At 73.9% G+C, this 13,226-nt stretch carries 14 protein-coding genes and 1 pseudogene; 9 read left to right on the top strand and 6 right to left on the bottom strand.

All coding sequences use genetic code 11. The annotated features are described in order from the left end of the window. The first annotated feature begins 282 nt into the window (after positions 1-282). Positions 283-933, top strand: coding sequence for an ArsR/SmtB family transcription factor (locus tag DVK44_RS00130; protein ID WP_114657499.1), 651 nt, complete (start codon positions 283-285; stop codon positions 931-933). Then, positions 930-1,667: an SRPBCC family protein gene (locus tag DVK44_RS00125; protein ID WP_114657497.1), complete on the top strand. Its 738-nt coding sequence runs from the start codon at positions 930-932 to the stop codon at positions 1,665-1,667. Before DVK44_RS00130 ends, DVK44_RS00125 begins: the two co-directional genes overlap by 4 nt. 8 nt (positions 1,668-1,675) lie before the next feature. On the opposite strand, the gene DVK44_RS00120 is transcribed toward DVK44_RS00125, so the two are convergent. The 3 genes from DVK44_RS00120 to DVK44_RS00110 form a co-directional block, all read right to left on the bottom strand. After that, positions 1,676-2,740, bottom strand: coding sequence for a PHP domain-containing protein (locus DVK44_RS00120; RefSeq protein WP_114657494.1), 1,065 nt, complete (start codon positions 2,738-2,740; stop codon positions 1,676-1,678). A gap of 244 nt (positions 2,741-2,984) precedes the next feature. Further along, positions 2,985-3,680: an LAETG motif-containing sortase-dependent surface protein gene (locus DVK44_RS00115; protein ID WP_162793597.1), complete on the bottom strand. Its 696-nt coding sequence runs from the start codon at positions 3,678-3,680 to the stop codon at positions 2,985-2,987. 421 nt (positions 3,681-4,101) lie between these two features. Beyond that, positions 4,102-5,346 (bottom strand): FUSC family protein, encoded by a 1,245-nt coding sequence (locus tag DVK44_RS00110; RefSeq protein WP_408055275.1) that lies wholly within the window; start codon positions 5,344-5,346, stop codon positions 4,102-4,104. Between the two features lie 202 nt (positions 5,347-5,548). On the opposite strand from DVK44_RS00110, the gene DVK44_RS36215 reads away from it, so the two are divergent. After that, positions 5,549-5,767 carry a hypothetical protein gene (locus DVK44_RS36215; RefSeq protein ID WP_162793595.1) on the top strand — a complete coding sequence of 73 codons (219 nt, stop codon included), beginning with the start codon at positions 5,549-5,551 and terminating at the stop codon, positions 5,765-5,767. Here DVK44_RS36215 and DVK44_RS00105 read toward each other — a convergent pair. After that, positions 5,748-6,284, bottom strand: a complete 537-nt coding sequence (locus tag DVK44_RS00105; protein WP_114664778.1) for a GNAT family N-acetyltransferase — start codon at positions 6,282-6,284, stop codon at positions 5,748-5,750. The genes DVK44_RS36215 and DVK44_RS00105 overlap by 20 nt on opposite strands. A gap of 200 nt (positions 6,285-6,484) precedes the next feature. On the opposite strand from DVK44_RS00105, the gene DVK44_RS00100 reads away from it, so the two are divergent. After that, on the top strand, positions 6,485-7,246 hold the full coding sequence (locus tag DVK44_RS00100) for a DUF4118 domain-containing protein (RefSeq protein ID WP_114657490.1): 762 nt from the start codon (positions 6,485-6,487) through the stop codon (positions 7,244-7,246). Between the two features lie 29 nt (positions 7,247-7,275). Here DVK44_RS00100 and DVK44_RS00095 read toward each other — a convergent pair whose 3' ends face one another. Further along, a complete protein-coding gene (locus DVK44_RS00095) occupies positions 7,276-8,604 on the bottom strand; it encodes a DUF2252 domain-containing protein (protein ID WP_114657487.1) in 1,329 nt (442 codons plus the stop codon). A gap of 269 nt (positions 8,605-8,873) precedes the next feature. On the opposite strand from DVK44_RS00095, the gene DVK44_RS00090 reads away from it, so the two are divergent. The 3 genes from DVK44_RS00090 to DVK44_RS00080 all read left to right on the top strand — a co-directional run bounded on the left by DVK44_RS00090 (position 8,874) and on the right by DVK44_RS00080 (position 11,368). Then, positions 8,874-9,689, top strand: coding sequence for a TetR/AcrR family transcriptional regulator (locus DVK44_RS00090; protein WP_162793593.1), 816 nt, complete (start codon positions 8,874-8,876; stop codon positions 9,687-9,689). 4 nt (positions 9,690-9,693) lie between these two features. Beyond that, on the top strand, positions 9,694-9,942 hold the full coding sequence (locus DVK44_RS00085; RefSeq protein WP_114657483.1) for a hypothetical protein: 249 nt from the start codon (positions 9,694-9,696) through the stop codon (positions 9,940-9,942). 247 nt (positions 9,943-10,189) lie between these two features. Next, positions 10,190-11,368 carry a methyltransferase gene (locus tag DVK44_RS00080; RefSeq protein WP_114657481.1) on the top strand — a complete coding sequence of 393 codons (1,179 nt, stop codon included), beginning with the start codon at positions 10,190-10,192 and terminating at the stop codon, positions 11,366-11,368. A 36-nt stretch (positions 11,369-11,404) separates the two neighbouring features. On the opposite strand, the pseudogene DVK44_RS00075 reads toward DVK44_RS00080, so the two are convergent. After that, positions 11,405-11,608 (bottom strand): annotated as a pseudogene (locus DVK44_RS00075) (TOBE domain-containing protein); the annotation flags it as partial. A 216-nt stretch (positions 11,609-11,824) separates the two neighbouring features. Here DVK44_RS00075 and DVK44_RS00070 point away from each other — a divergent pair. Beyond that, on the top strand, positions 11,825-12,223 hold the full coding sequence (locus DVK44_RS00070) for a TOBE domain-containing protein (RefSeq protein ID WP_114657477.1): 399 nt from the start codon (positions 11,825-11,827) through the stop codon (positions 12,221-12,223). Positions 12,224-12,351: 128 nt separating this feature from the next. Continuing rightward, entirely contained in the window at positions 12,352-13,179 is an 828-nt protein-coding gene (modA, locus tag DVK44_RS00065; protein ID WP_114657475.1) for a molybdate ABC transporter substrate-binding protein, read from the top strand. Positions 13,180-13,226: the final 47 nt, after the last annotated feature.

The raw sequence follows: 13,226 nt of genomic DNA, 5'->3' as shown, positions 1-13,226 counted from the left end.
CCTCACGGTCAGGCGCGCACGATTCCATCGCGCATCCGGACGGTGGCGGCGGCAACCGGGGGAAGCCCGCCCGTACCGCCGCGACCGCGCCACGACGCCCGCCGCACCGGCGCTCCCGGCGGTTGCCGCCCCCACGCGGCTATCCGCCATTCGAGTGAACGCGCCCGGGGGCGGGGGTGCGGGCCGGGCGCTCCGCACCGGGCCGGGCGCTCCAGCGCCGGCCCAGCCGCCGACAGATGGAATCGTCTGGACAAAAATAATTGTCGGTGAGAGGGTGGACCCATGCTGGATGTGACCGTGATCGAGGACGCGGCGGCGGCGGCCGCCTCGCTGGACCCCGTGCGGGCCCGGCTGCTGGCCGAGCTGGCCGGCGGGCCGGCTTCCGCGACGATGCTGGCCGGCCGGGTGGGACTGCCGCGACAGAAGGTGAACTACCACCTCAAGGCGCTGGAGCGGCACGGCCTGGTCGAGCTGGCCGGGGAGCGCCGCAGGGGCAATGTCACCGAGCGGATGATGCGGGCCACCGCGGCCTCCTACGTCATCTCGCCGCTCGCCCTCGCCGCCGTGCAGCCGGACCCGGCCCGCTTCCGCGACCAGCTCTCCGCGCGCTGGCTGCTCGCGGTCGCGGCCCGGCTGGTACGGGACACGGGGTCCCTGATCACCGGCGCGGCGAAGGCGCGCCAACGGGTGGCGACGTACGCGCTCGACGGCGAGGTGCGCTTCGCCTCCGCGGCCGACCGGGCCGCGTTCGTCGAGGAACTGACCCGTGGCGTCGGCGCGCTGATCGCCAAATACCAGGCGGCGGAGGCCGAGGATGGCCGGGATCACCGGATCGTCGTGGCCCTCCACCCCACCGTGAAGCCCGAACACACCGAACACACCGCACCCGCACCCGCGGAGGTGCGCCCCGCCCCGGACAAGGAGCCGTCATGAGCAAGGAATTCGAGATCGCCCGCGAGTTCGAGGTCGACGCGAGCCCCCAGGAGGTCTGGGCCGCGATCACCACCGGCACCGGAGCCTGGCTCTGGCCCATGGAGTACGAGCCGCGCGAGGGCGGCGCCGCGCCGTTCGGCGGCACCGTCACCGCCTGGGACCCGGCCCACCGGCTGACCGCCCGGGTCGAGAGCCCCGAGGCCGGCGACGGGATCCCGCGACAGACCCTCAACCAGCTCGACCATCTCATCGAGGCGCGCGAGGGCGGCGGCTCGTGGGTGCGCTATGTGCACAGCGGCATCTTCGTCGACGACTGGGACAACCAGTACGACGGCGCCGACCAGCACACCGACTTCTATCTCCACACCCTGCGCCAGTATCTGCGGCACTTCCCCGGCCGCGCCGCCGTGTTCTCCGGTACGGACGGCCCCGAGGCGTCCCGGGCCGCCACCGCGTTCGCGGCCCTGACCCGGGGGCTCGGACTGCCGGACGGGGCCGCCGAGGGCGCCGGGGTCCGGGTCGACCTGCCCGGCACGGGACCGGTCGACGCCGTCGTCGACTACCGCCGCCCGAACTTCGTCGGCCTGCGCACCGGCACCGCGATGTACCGCCTCTTCGGCCGGAACCACTTCGGCGCACCGGTCGGCGTCAGTGTGCACGACTTCGCCCCCGGCGCCGACGGCCGGCACACCGAGGAGGCGTGGCGCGAGCGCCTCGACCGGATCTTCGCGTAACCCGCCCGCTACCGGGGCGGGTTACGCGTCCGGGTCCACTCCAGCAGTTCCCCCGCGCTCCAGGTGTTGATGACCCGCCCGGCCGGTACGCCGCACTCCTCGGCCCGCGCGCAGCCGAGGATCTGCCAGTCGAGCTGGCCGGGCGCGTGGGCGTCGGTGTCGATCGCGAAGAACACACAGGCGGCGACCGCCTCGCGCAGCAGCCGGCGCGGCGGATCGAGCCGCTCGGGCCTGCTGTTGATCTCCACGGCCGTACCGGACTCGGCACACGCGGCGAAGACCGCCGCCGCGTCGAACGCCGACTCGGGCCGCAGACCGTCGCCCCCACGGCTCCGCCGGCCGCGCCCCGGGTCCCGGCGGGCCGCCACCATCCGCCCGGTGCAGTGGCCCAGGACGTCGGTGCGCGGATCGCGTACGGCGGCGACCATCCGGCGGGTCATCGGCGCCGCGTCCATCCGCAGCTTCGAGTGGACGGACGCCACGACCAGATCGAGCCGGTCCAGCAGCCCGGGATCCTGGTCCAGCGAGCCGTCCGGCAGGATGTCGCACTCGATACCGGTCAGCAGCCGGAACGGCACCCACCGCTCGTTGAGCGCGGCGATCACATCGAGCTGCTCGCGCAGCCGCCCGGCCGTCAGACCGCGCGCCACGGTGAGGGTGGGGGAGTGGTCGGTGAGCACCGCCCACGCGTGGCCGACCGAGGCCGCCGCGCGGCCCATCGCCTCGATGGAGCTGCCGCCGTCCGACCAGTCCGAGTGCAGATGGCAGTCGCCGCGCAGCGCCTCGCGCAGGGCCCGGCCGCCCTCGGCCAGGGGCGCCTCGGCCTCCCGCTCCAGCCGCGCCAGATACTCCGGCACCTCGCCCGCGACCACGGCCGCCACCACCAGCGAGGTCTTCGGGCCGATGCCCCGCACCCGGGCGAGGCTCCCGTCCCGGGCGCGGCGGGCGACCTCCTCGGCGGGCAGCTCCGCCACCGCCTCGGCGGCCGTACGGAACGCCCGTACCCGGTAGGTCTCGGCGCGCGAGCGCTCCAGCAGGAAGGCGATCCGATCGAGCGCCTGCACCGGATCCATGGACGCCCCCAGCGCTGCTCGGCGGCTTGCGGACCCCCTCATTGTCCGCGCCCCCGGGGCGGCCCGCATCCCGCCGGGCCACGCCGTACGGGCCGGTACGGGGTGAGGCCCCGGGCGGGGGCGCCGCGGGGCCTCACACTGTTCGAAGAGCCGCCCACGGACCGGACGCGTCACCGCGTGGGGTGCGGCGGTCCCGTCGTGGCGGCGGGTGGTGCGTCGTACGGATACCGCGTGGTGCGGTCGGTCAGCCCTGGGCGGAGCGACGCTTGCGCGCGGCCCACATGATGCCCGCACCGGCGACGAGGACGACACCGGCGGCGCCGGCGATCAGCGGCGTGGCGCTGGACGAACCGGTCTCGGCCAGGTCACCGCCACCGTTGGGGCTGGGGACGGGCGACGGCTCGTCCACGGGCGGGGTGCTCGCGTCGGCCGGCGGGGCCGACGACTCGGGGGTCTCGGTCGTGGGCTCCTCGGTGGGGGGCTCCTCCGAGGGCGCCGGCTCGCTGGGAGTCGCGCTGGGCTCGTCGGTCGGCTCCTCGGTGGGCTGGGTCTCCGACGGGGAGGGGCTCGGCTCCTCCTTGCCGGGGCAGACGGGCGCGGTCTTGGTCTCGTCCTTGTTGAACCGGTCACCGTCGGCCGCGTCCACGACGAGGCGGACCGTCAGCTCGCTGCTGTGATCGGGAAGGTCGAGCGTCTTCTTGAAGTTGTTCCTGAAGTTCTCGGTCGGCAGCAGATCCTTGCCGTCCACGGTGACGGTGACGGTGTTCTTGTCACTGTTTCCGTAGGCCGTCAGATTCAGGCTGACCTGGTCGCAGGTCACATTCCAGGTGGGAGTGTGCGCGAAAGCCGGGGCCGCCGTGAGACCGACGCCGAGCGCGCTCGCCGCCACGACCGTTATGAGCGCGCCGGAGCGCTGCCACGATCTGTTGAATAGAGTCACAAATTCCTCCGGGATAACCGCGCCGCCCAGGATTGACGGCGCGCGCGCACAGTACCGCCATCGGCGCGGAGCCCCTTCAACCGCCCCACCCAACTCTCCCTTTTCGCCCGCCTCCTGAGCCCGGGAGGGCTCCCCGGGCCCCCGTCCGCACCGTGCGAAGAGGGGCGAAAGCCGCGTCATGATCACCCCGGGCCGGGCTCCGTCCGCGCGATCGTCCCAGTTGACACCCCTCGGCGGGCCCCTTCCGCCGGTGCGGGCCCGTGCTCCGCCGCCTATCCGCACCGTGCCTACACACATCAGGGGTAAAAATTCCGTCAATAATCGCCCACCGATGTCCTGTTGTCGATGAAAGCGGGCTTTTCCCACCGGGCGCGACGCAATTGCCGGCCCCCTATCGGCGCCGTCACAAAGATCACCGTGCCTATCCGCGGAACCGTCCCCAGAGCCGTCCCCGGGACCGCCGCCGGAACCGTCGCCTTACCGCCGCCGGCCGCGGCCAACGCTCACGCTGTTCCCGCGCGGCGCGGTCCAGCTCCTCCATCAGCCGCTTCGACCGGTGCTCCATGGCCAGTTCGTCGAGGATCCGGTCGATCTCGGTCAGCACCGCCCCGTGCAGCTGCCACTGCCGGGGATGGCGCCGGACCCCCGCCAGCAGCAGGGGCGCCAGCCGCTCCCGGCTCGTGCGCGCCGCCTCCAGATCGCCCGCGAGCCGCGCCTCCGCCGTCTCGGCGCTCGTACGCGCCTCCGTCGTCACCAGGACGGCGAAGCTCACCACCGCGTCCGCGACCCGGGAGAGCAGATCCTCCAGCGCCGCCCCCACCTCGGGGGTGAACAGCGGCTCGTCGGTCCGTTCCTTCGCCAGATCGGTGAGCGTCCTGGCCAGCACCCGCAGCACCACCGTGCAGATCTCCAGTGTGTCGAGCCCCGTCCGCAGCACCACACGGTGCAACACCCCTTCCCGCACCCGCGGATTGAGCCGGACACTGTCCTCCGCCTGCCGCAGCGCCGCGTCCACCTCGCCGACCGCGTCATCGAGCCGGCGGGCCTCGTGCAGCCGCCGCGCGGCGCGCGCGACCGGGACCGGCGCGGTCAGCCCCTCCCCGATCCGCAGCAGCAGCTGCCGTATCCGCCGGGCGAGATCCTCGATCGACTCGCCCGCCGTCCGGACCCAGACGGGCGGCGCGAACAGGAAGTTGAACAGCAGCCCCACCACCGCGCCGATCAGTGTTTCCAGCACCCGGTCCCACGCTGTCGAGGCCACCCGGGTCACCCCGAGGACCAGCATGGCGCTGATCGCGACCTCGGGCACGAACTCGCCCGCCCGGACCAGCCGTCCGACCACCAGCGACGCCAGGATGATCAGCCCCAGACTCCACCAGGTCAGCCCCACCAGCACACTGAAACCACTGGCCACCAGCACCCCGGCGACCACCGCGTTCACCCGGCGGATCCCGGTCGTCAGAGTGGAGTAGAGCGTCACCTGAACCACCAGCAGCGCCGTCAGGGGAGCCGTGAGCGGCGCGGCCTCGCTGCTCAGATGGCGGGCGGCCACATAGGCAAGGGTCGCGGCGGCGGTCGACCGCAGCGCCTGCGCGACGCCCGGTCCCCGGCCGCGGCGCAGCAGCTCCGCGGCCGGCGCTCTCAGTGACTTCCGGGTGTCGGACACGCCCTCACCCTTCCCGCCCGGAGCGGGAACGGACCCGCCGGCCGCCCCGATGGAGCCGTGTGGCGGATCCGGCGGGCCGGCGGCCCCGCGCCGCGGCGCGGACCGGTGGTTGTGCGGTACGGGGAAGGATGAGGTAGACACCTTCCCAGCGGGTCGATCGGCATTGGGCCGCGCGACCGCTCGACTCACCGAACGGTTGTGCATGCCTTCTTCACCGTCCCGCCAGGATCCGCCGCGGGCAACGAGCACGACGGCCGCGCCCCCGGCGCGTCCGCAGCACCACGACATCTTCCTGGAGCCCCGCTACACCGTGGAACTGCCGCCGCTCCAGGACGGCGAGGGAGACGAGGAACCCACCATGGAGAGCCTCTTCGACCGTCCCCCGGCCCGCCGCCGTACGCCTATCCAGCGCCGGGGATAGTTCCGGCGCCGTCCGGAGCGCCGTCGTCGTCCCAGACGACGCTGTAGTACTTGAGCCGCTCGTCCTCCGCGACCAGCCGCATGCCCACCGCCGTCATCACCCGCTGCGACGCGGTGTTGCCGTGGTCGGTGTCGCCCCGGACGCGGAGGACGCCGCGCTCGCGCGCGAAGCGCAGCAGCCGGCGCAGCGACTCGGTGGCGAAGCCCCTGCCGTACGCCGACGGGACCAGCCCGTAGCCGATCGTCACGGTCAGATCGTCGTCCGGGGCGCCGTGGAAGCCCACCCCGCCGATCGCCCGGCCGTCCGAGCGCCGGCGGATCTCGTACGGGCCGAAGGGCTGGGGGTCGCCGGTGATCGAACAGGTGGTCAGATAGCGTCCGGCCCCCACTATGTCGCCGTCGGTGGGGTAGCCGGGTGCCCACCGGTCCCCGGCCGCCGGTTCCCCGGCGGCCACCCGCTCGGCCTCCAGAACGCCCAGTGGATGCAGTACGAGCCGCGCTGTCACCAGATCCTCCATGACACGCAGGCGTATCACACGCGCCGCCGCCCGCCGCCACCGCCGTCACCGCACCGCCGCGACCGGCCGCCGTCAACATCGCGTCAAGGTCCGTCCGCCGCGCGGCAGAGTGGTGTCAAGACCGTGGCCCCGCCGCCCCGGCCGGGCGCCCCGGGCGCACGCTGGAGAGGCGGGGGCGTGGGCAGGAAGCGAGGCGCACCATGGGATTTCCGCTCCGGGGGCTGCCGTCACGCGATCGCGCCGCACTCCTGGTGGCGCCGCTCGCCACACTGGCCGTCGCCCTGCTGCTGGTGCCGTGGCGTACGGGCGTGGCCGGCGCCGATGCGGCGCTGGTCCTGGTCGTGGCCGTCGTGGCGGTCGCGGCGCTGGGCAGCCGGCTCGCGGGCGCGCTCGCCGGACTGTCGGCGGCCCTCTGGTACGACCTCTTCCTGACCCGGCCGTACGGGCGGCTCACCATCACCGGCTCCCACGACATCGTGACCGCCGTCCTGCTGCTGGTGGTGGGGCTCGCCGTGTCGCAACTGGCGGCCAGGGCCCGGCGGCTGCGCGTCATGACGGTCGTCGACGCCGGTCTGCTCGCCAGGATCCACGACACCGCCCGGCTCGCCCGGTCGCCCGGTGCCCCCGACACCGTCGTCGACCAGGTCGGCCGCCATCTCACCGAGATCCTGCGGCTGCGCGGCTGCCGCTTCGAGTACGGCACCCTGCTCGGCCACCCGGCCCGGCTCGAACAGGACGGCACCGTCGTCGTGGACCACCGGACATGGGACCTCGAACGGCTCGGCTGGCCGGCGGGCGAGATCGAACTGCGCGCCGCGAGCAACGGCCACTACCTCGGCCGCTTCATGCTCCGGCCCACCCCCGGCACCGTCCCGTCCCGCCAGGCCCGGCAGGTCGCCGTCACACTGGCCGACGACACGGGCGCGGCACTCGACACGGCGGGCCCGGCGCTCGACCGCTGACCGGCCGGACCGGCACGGGGGAACGGCCGTCAGGCGACGGGGACGCGGCCCGCCGCGACCGCCGCGACGAGGGCCGCGTGGTCCGCCGCGTTCCGGGCCGTGTAGCGCAGGGCGAAGTCGGCGACGGCGCGGTCGAAGACATCGGAGGCGCCCAGGTAGTGGGCGATGGCGATCCGGTCGCCGGAGCGGGCGTGCGCGCGGGCCAGCGCGGCGCCGCACAGCCGCGCGTAGTCGTGCAGCAGGGCCGGCGCCATGTCCTCCCCCTCCTCGGCCCCTCTCCGGTCCCGCAGCTGCCGCCAGTAGAACTGCCGCCCCTCGGGCGCCGTCACCCAGCCGAGGAAGATGTCCCCCGCCGCCTGGAGCAGCCGCTGACCCGCCACCACCCGGTGGCCCTGGTGCGTGTACGCGCTCTGCTGGAGATGGGGTTCGAGCACGGACCGCCCCGCCTCCTTGATCTGGAGGAACAGCGGATCACCGGCGCCCCGCCCCTCCAGCAGCACCAGGAAGCAGCGGGCGCCGACCCCGCCCACCCCCGCCACCTTCCGGGCCGCGTCCACGAACCGGAACCGGTCCAGGAGCAGCCGCCGTTCCTCGGGCAGCGTGCTGCGGTACCCGATGAAGACACGGCGCAGCATCGCCAGATCGATCCGGCTCACCGGCTCCAGCAGCGGCGGATCGGGGGCGATCCGGCGCCGGCCGCCGGGCGCGTCGGTCAGCCGGTCCAGCGTCCGCAGACAGGTCCGGAACGGCTCGCCGTCCGGGCCGGCCGCCGCGCGCGGACGGTGTGCCGCCCGTACGCGCGGCAGGATGCCGGCGGTGTCGATCCGCTCGTACCAGACGTCGAGTTCGCCGAGCGGCGCCAGCCGCCGCATCGACGTCCGGTACGCCTCGGCGCCCGCGCGGACGGCGCGCCGCGCGTGCGCCTCGGAGTGGCCGTTGCCGAGGGCGGCCACCGCGACACTCGCGGCGAGCCGCTTCACATCCCACTCGAAGGGGCCCGGGAGCGTCTCGTCGAAGTCGTCGATGTCGAAGAGCGGGGCGCGCCCGGGCGCGGCGAACACACCGAAGTTCAGCAGATGCGCGTTGCCGCAGAGCTGGACGGTCAGTCCCGTGCGCGGCTGGGTGGCCAGATCGCCCGCCATGACGGCGGCGGCTCCGCGCAGGAAGGCGAACGGGGAGGCGGCCATGCGCCGGTAGCGCAGCGGCAGCAGCTCCGGGACCCGGCCGGCCGCCTGCCGCGCCAGCACGGTGAGCGGATCGGGCCGGTCGGCCGCCGGGATCCACAGTCCGTGCGAGGACCGGGTGGCCTGCCGGCGGGCGGCCCGGCCGCGCTCGGCCCGGTCGGCGGGAGTGGTCATCCGCACCCCTCTCGCCGGATCGGCCGGCCGGGGCAACGGCCGGTCAGGCCAGCGTCCCGCCCCCGCCCCGACGCCGCCCGGTGTGACGTCCGTTCGAGTGATTTCCCTGGAGCCGGCGGTTGTGGAAGGAGCGCAGCGATTCGTGTGTTCTTGCGATCGGGAGTGCATTTGTGGAACAGGGCGTGTCGGCGGGCCGCGCGTGGCATGCTCGACAGGCGCTCTCACCGGTGCCGGCACCGTGCGTTCACAGGGCGATTCGGGGAGGTCGGATGGAGCATGGCCGAGAGGCGACGGGCGTGTCACCGGTACGGCCGGACGCCCCCGCGCCCCGTACCCCCACGCCCCGTACGCACGACGACCGGGCCGCCCCGGACGGTGACCGGCTCCGTACGGACGCCACCGTCCCGGCCCCCGCCCGTACCGACGCCGACCAGGCCCACGCGGGCCGGGAACACCGGGCGCTGCGCCGGGAGCGGCTGCTCGCGACCGCGACCGAGCTGTTCACCACCCGCGGCTACCCGGCCACCTCCGTCGAGCGGATCTGCGGCACGGCACATGTTCCCGTCCGCGCCTTCTACGAGGAGTTCGAGGGCCGCGAGGCGCTGCTGATCGCCCTGCACAACGAGGTGGCCCGCGCCGGAATGGAAGCCACCCTGACCGTGCTCAGCGACCCCCGGCTGGAGTCCGCAGGCACCCGCGAGCGCATCACCGAGCTGGGCCGCGCCTACGCCGCCGCCGTCACCGGCGAGACCGCGGCGGCCCGGATGGCGTTCGTCGAGGTCGTCGGTGCCGGCCGCGCGGTCGAGGAGCAGCGGCTGCTCTGGCGCGGTCTGTGGAGCGGCTTCCTGACCGCGGAGGCCGAGCGGGCCGTGGCCCGCGGCGAGGCCCCGCCGCGCGACTACGGCCTCGCGATGGTCGCCCTCACCGGCGCCGTCAACGAGCTGGTGGCGCACTGGACCCGCAACAGCGCCTCGCTCTCGCGGGAACTCCTCGCGGACGAACTCGTCCACCACACACTCGCCACCCTCGGTATCGCCGCGGACGACACCACCGCGGCCGGCCACCCCCCGGACGAAGGGAACTGACGCGATGGCCGGACTCTGGCACCAGGTCCTGCGCACCATGTCCCAGCCCGGGGCCGCCCCGGACGACGATCTGCTCGCCCGCGCCGCCGCGGACATCGCGCTGCGCGACCACCCCCATCCACCGGCCGACGCCGAGACGGTCCTGGCGATCGCGCGCGCCGAATTCGCCGCCGTGCTCAGCCTCGGCCAGGCGCAGGAGGCCCTCGATCTGGCCCGGGGCCCTAAGACCGACCGTCACATGGGGGGTGGGTGAAGGAGCGGGGGCTGGTGCGTGCAGCTGCAAGGCGGAGGAGGGAGTGATGGCGGAGCCATCGTGACCGACGACAACGCCGCAGATGTGCGTGCCGGCCCCGTGACGCCGCCCCCCCATGTGACGGTCGGTCCAAGGAACCGGAGGCCGGGGCGCCCACCTGAGAGGCCGCGCGAAGAGGCGGGACGGCGGGCGCGATCCGGTCCGCGCGGCGGGAGCCGGCCGTCCGGGCGGTTAGCCTGGGCACACGATGAACCGTTTGACGACGCCCTGGGGCGACTTCGGCCTCACCCGCTTCCCCGAGCATCCCCGCGAGACCCTGCGCGCGTGGGACGCCGCCGACGACTACCTGCTGGGGCACCTCGGCGGAACGGATACGGAGCCCACGGACCTGTCCGGCTCCGTGGTCGTCGTGGGGGACCGGTGGGGCGCCCTCACCACGGCGCTGGCCGCCCACCGGCTCGACCTGGTCGACGCGGGCCCGCTGACACAGATCACCGACTCGTACCTGACCCAGCAGGCCACCCGCGCCAACCTCAGGCGCGCGGGCATCGCCCCGGACACCGTACGGCTGCGCTCCGCGCGGGACACCCCGCCCGAGCGGACCGATGTGCTGATCGTCCGGATCCCCAAGAGCCTCGCGCTGCTCGCGGACCAGCTGCACCGGCTGGCCCCGGGCATCCACCCCGGCACCGTGGTGCTGGCCACCGGACGCGTCACCGAGATCCACACCTCCACCCTGAAGCTCTTCGAGCAGATCCTCGGCCCGACCACCACCTCCCTCGCCGTCCGCAAGGCCCGGCTGATCTTCTGCTCGCCCGCGCCCGGCCGGGTACGGACCCCCAGCCCCTGGCCGCACAGCTACGCGCTGCCCGACGGGATCGGCGCCGTCTCGGGCTGTACCGTCGTCAACCACGCGGGCATCTTCTGCGCCGAGCGGCTCGACATCGGCACCCGCTTCCTGCTGCGCCATCTGCCGCACCGGCAGGGCCCCGAGCATGTCATCGACCTCGGCTGCGGCAACGGTGTGGTCGGCACGGCGGCGGCGCTGGACAACCCGGCCGCCCGGGTGACCTTCATCGACGAGTCCTTCTCGGCGGTCGCCTCCGCCGAGGCGACCTTCCGCAAGAACGTCGACGCGGGCACGGCGGCCGAGTTCGTCCTCGGCGACAGCCTCAACGACATCCCGCCGGGCACGGCCGACCTCGTCCTGAACAACCCGCCGTTCCACACCCACCAGTCGACGACCGACGCCACGGCCTGGCGCATGTTCACCGGCTCCCGCGCGGCGCTGCGCCCCGGCGGCGAACTCTGGGTCGTCGGCAACCGGCACCTCGGCTACCACGTCAAACTCCGCCGTCTCTTCGGCAACTGCGAGACCGTCACCAGCGACCCGAAGTTCGTCATCCTGCGGTCCGTCAAGCGCTGACGGCCCGGCAGGATCGCGGGTCCGTCAGTCCCCGTCCGTCGCCAGCGCGACCTCCGTGGACTTGATCAGCGCGTGTACGGCGGTGCCGGGCGCCAGATCCAGCGCCCCGGCCGCCTCCAGCGTGATGGCGGACGTGATCTCCTGACCGCCGGTCAGCCGCACCTTGACGACGGCCATGACCTCGCCGGGGGTGACGGAGATGACCGTGCCCGGGAGCTGGTTGCGGATGCTCAGTCTCATACGAGGACCCCTCGGAGCCTGGTGCCGGCGGGGCGGCGGTCATATGCCGGATTCGCCCCGATCTGTAAGCGCACTGTAGCCGTACGAGGGCGAGCGGGGCCGGAGGAACCGGGCCGTCCGCCCGTGCCGCCCGCGACCGCTGCCCGGGTCTCATCTGCGCTCAAACATCCTTATGCGGATTGTAAATGCGAGCGAATGCGGCCTATCTTGTCGCATATGCAGTCCTACACCATCGGTCAGGCGGCCCGGCTCCTCGGCGTGAGTCCCGATACCGCGCGCCGCTGGGCCGACGCCGGCCGGGTCGAGACCCATCGTGACGAGAGCGGCCGCCGGCTCATCGACGGCCGCGCGCTCGCGGCCTTCTCCGTCGAGGTTGGGCAGAGCGCCGCCGCCGGTGAGGACGACGTCGCGTTCACCTCCGCGCGCAACGCGTTCCCCGGTATCGTCACCGCCGTCACGCTCGGCGATGTCGCGGCCCAGGTGGAGATCCAGGCGGGACCGCACCGGCTGGTCTCCCTGCTCACCCGGGAAGCCGTCGAGGAACTGGGGCTGGAGGTCGGCATGCGCGCCACCGCCCGGGTGAAGGCGACCAGCGTGTTCATCGACCGGACGTGACCGGCCCCGGACCGACCCGCCCTGCCGCGCGCCCTTGCCCCTGCTGTCGACGTCGCACCGCCGCGCCGTCGTCGCCGCCCTTCGTCCGTGCGCCCTCCCGCGCCCGTACCGCCAAGGAGTCCCCCGTCATGCCTTCCGTCCCCGTTTCCTTCCGCGTCCTCGCCGCCCCCCGCCGCCGCGCCGCCGCCGCGCTCGTCACCGCCGCCCTGCTCGTACCGCTGTCCGCCTGTGGCGGCGGGGACAGCGAGGACTCCGGCGCGGGCGCCGGCGCCTCGTCGACCGGTGTGCCCAAGGCGAATCTCACCGTGCTGGCCGCCGCGTCGCTGACCGACGTGTTCAAGACGGCGGGCGCCGCCTACGAGAAGGAGCACCCGGGCACAAAGGTGACGTTCTCCTTCGCCGGCTCCCAGGAGCTGGCCGCCCAGGTCAAGCAGGGCGCCCCGGCCGACGCCCTGGTCACCGCCGACACCAAGACCATGGACGGCCTCGCGTCCGACACCGGCACCCCCGAGATCATCGCCAAGAACCGGCTCGTGATCGCCACCGGCGAGGGCAACCCCGACAAGATCAACAGCCTCAAGGACCTCGCCGACACCAAGCTGAAGGTCGTCCTGGCGGCGCCCGAGGTGCCGGTCGGCCGCTACAGCCGGCAGGTGCTGGACGCGCAGAAGATCACGGTGAAGCCGGTCTCCGAGGAGCCGAACGTCCGCGCCGTGCTCAGCAAGGTCGAACTGGGCGAGGCCGACGCGGGCATCGTCTACAAGACCGACGCCGCCTCCGCGACCGACAAGGTCGACGCCATCGAGATCCCGGACGCGCAGAACGCCATCGCCGACTACCCGGCCGCCACGCTCAAGACGTCCAAGCACGCCGAGGCCGCCGCCGCGTTCGTGGCGTGGCTCAGCGGCCCCGAGGCACAGAAGATCCTCCAGGCGGCCGGCTTCCAGAAGCCGTAACGACCGCCCGGACCGTACGGGCACGGCCCGAGCCCGCGCCCGTACCC

Origin of the sequence: Streptomyces paludis (genome assembly GCF_003344965.1) — a bacterium.
Classification (GTDB): domain Bacteria; phylum Actinomycetota; class Actinomycetes; order Streptomycetales; family Streptomycetaceae; genus Streptomyces; species Streptomyces paludis.
The sequence above is the reverse complement of the archived record's forward strand: the minus strand, read 5'-3'. Positions and strand labels throughout refer to the sequence as shown.

Coding starts and splice junctions, on each gene's coding strand:
- DVK44_RS00090 (WP_162793593.1), top strand. CDS start 8,874: ATGGAGCATGGCCGAGAGGCGACGGGCGTGTCACCGGTACGGCCGGAC.
- DVK44_RS36215 (WP_162793595.1), top strand. CDS start 5,549: ATGCCTTCTTCACCGTCCCGCCAGGATCCGCCGCGGGCAACGAGCACG.
- DVK44_RS00070 (WP_114657477.1), top strand. CDS start 11,825: ATGCAGTCCTACACCATCGGTCAGGCGGCCCGGCTCCTCGGCGTGAGT.
- modA (WP_114657475.1), top strand. CDS start 12,352: ATGCCTTCCGTCCCCGTTTCCTTCCGCGTCCTCGCCGCCCCCCGCCGC.
- DVK44_RS00080 (WP_114657481.1), top strand. CDS start 10,190: ATGAACCGTTTGACGACGCCCTGGGGCGACTTCGGCCTCACCCGCTTC.
- DVK44_RS00095 (WP_114657487.1), bottom strand. CDS start 8,604: ATGACCACTCCCGCCGACCGGGCCGAGCGCGGCCGGGCCGCCCGCCGG.
- DVK44_RS00100 (WP_114657490.1), top strand. CDS start 6,485: ATGGGATTTCCGCTCCGGGGGCTGCCGTCACGCGATCGCGCCGCACTC.
- DVK44_RS00085 (WP_114657483.1), top strand. CDS start 9,694: ATGGCCGGACTCTGGCACCAGGTCCTGCGCACCATGTCCCAGCCCGGG.
- DVK44_RS00125 (WP_114657497.1), top strand. CDS start 930: ATGAGCAAGGAATTCGAGATCGCCCGCGAGTTCGAGGTCGACGCGAGC.
- DVK44_RS00120 (WP_114657494.1), bottom strand. CDS start 2,740: ATGGATCCGGTGCAGGCGCTCGATCGGATCGCCTTCCTGCTGGAGCGC.
- DVK44_RS00105 (WP_114664778.1), bottom strand. CDS start 6,284: ATGGAGGATCTGGTGACAGCGCGGCTCGTACTGCATCCACTGGGCGTT.
- DVK44_RS00130 (WP_114657499.1), top strand. CDS start 283: ATGCTGGATGTGACCGTGATCGAGGACGCGGCGGCGGCGGCCGCCTCG.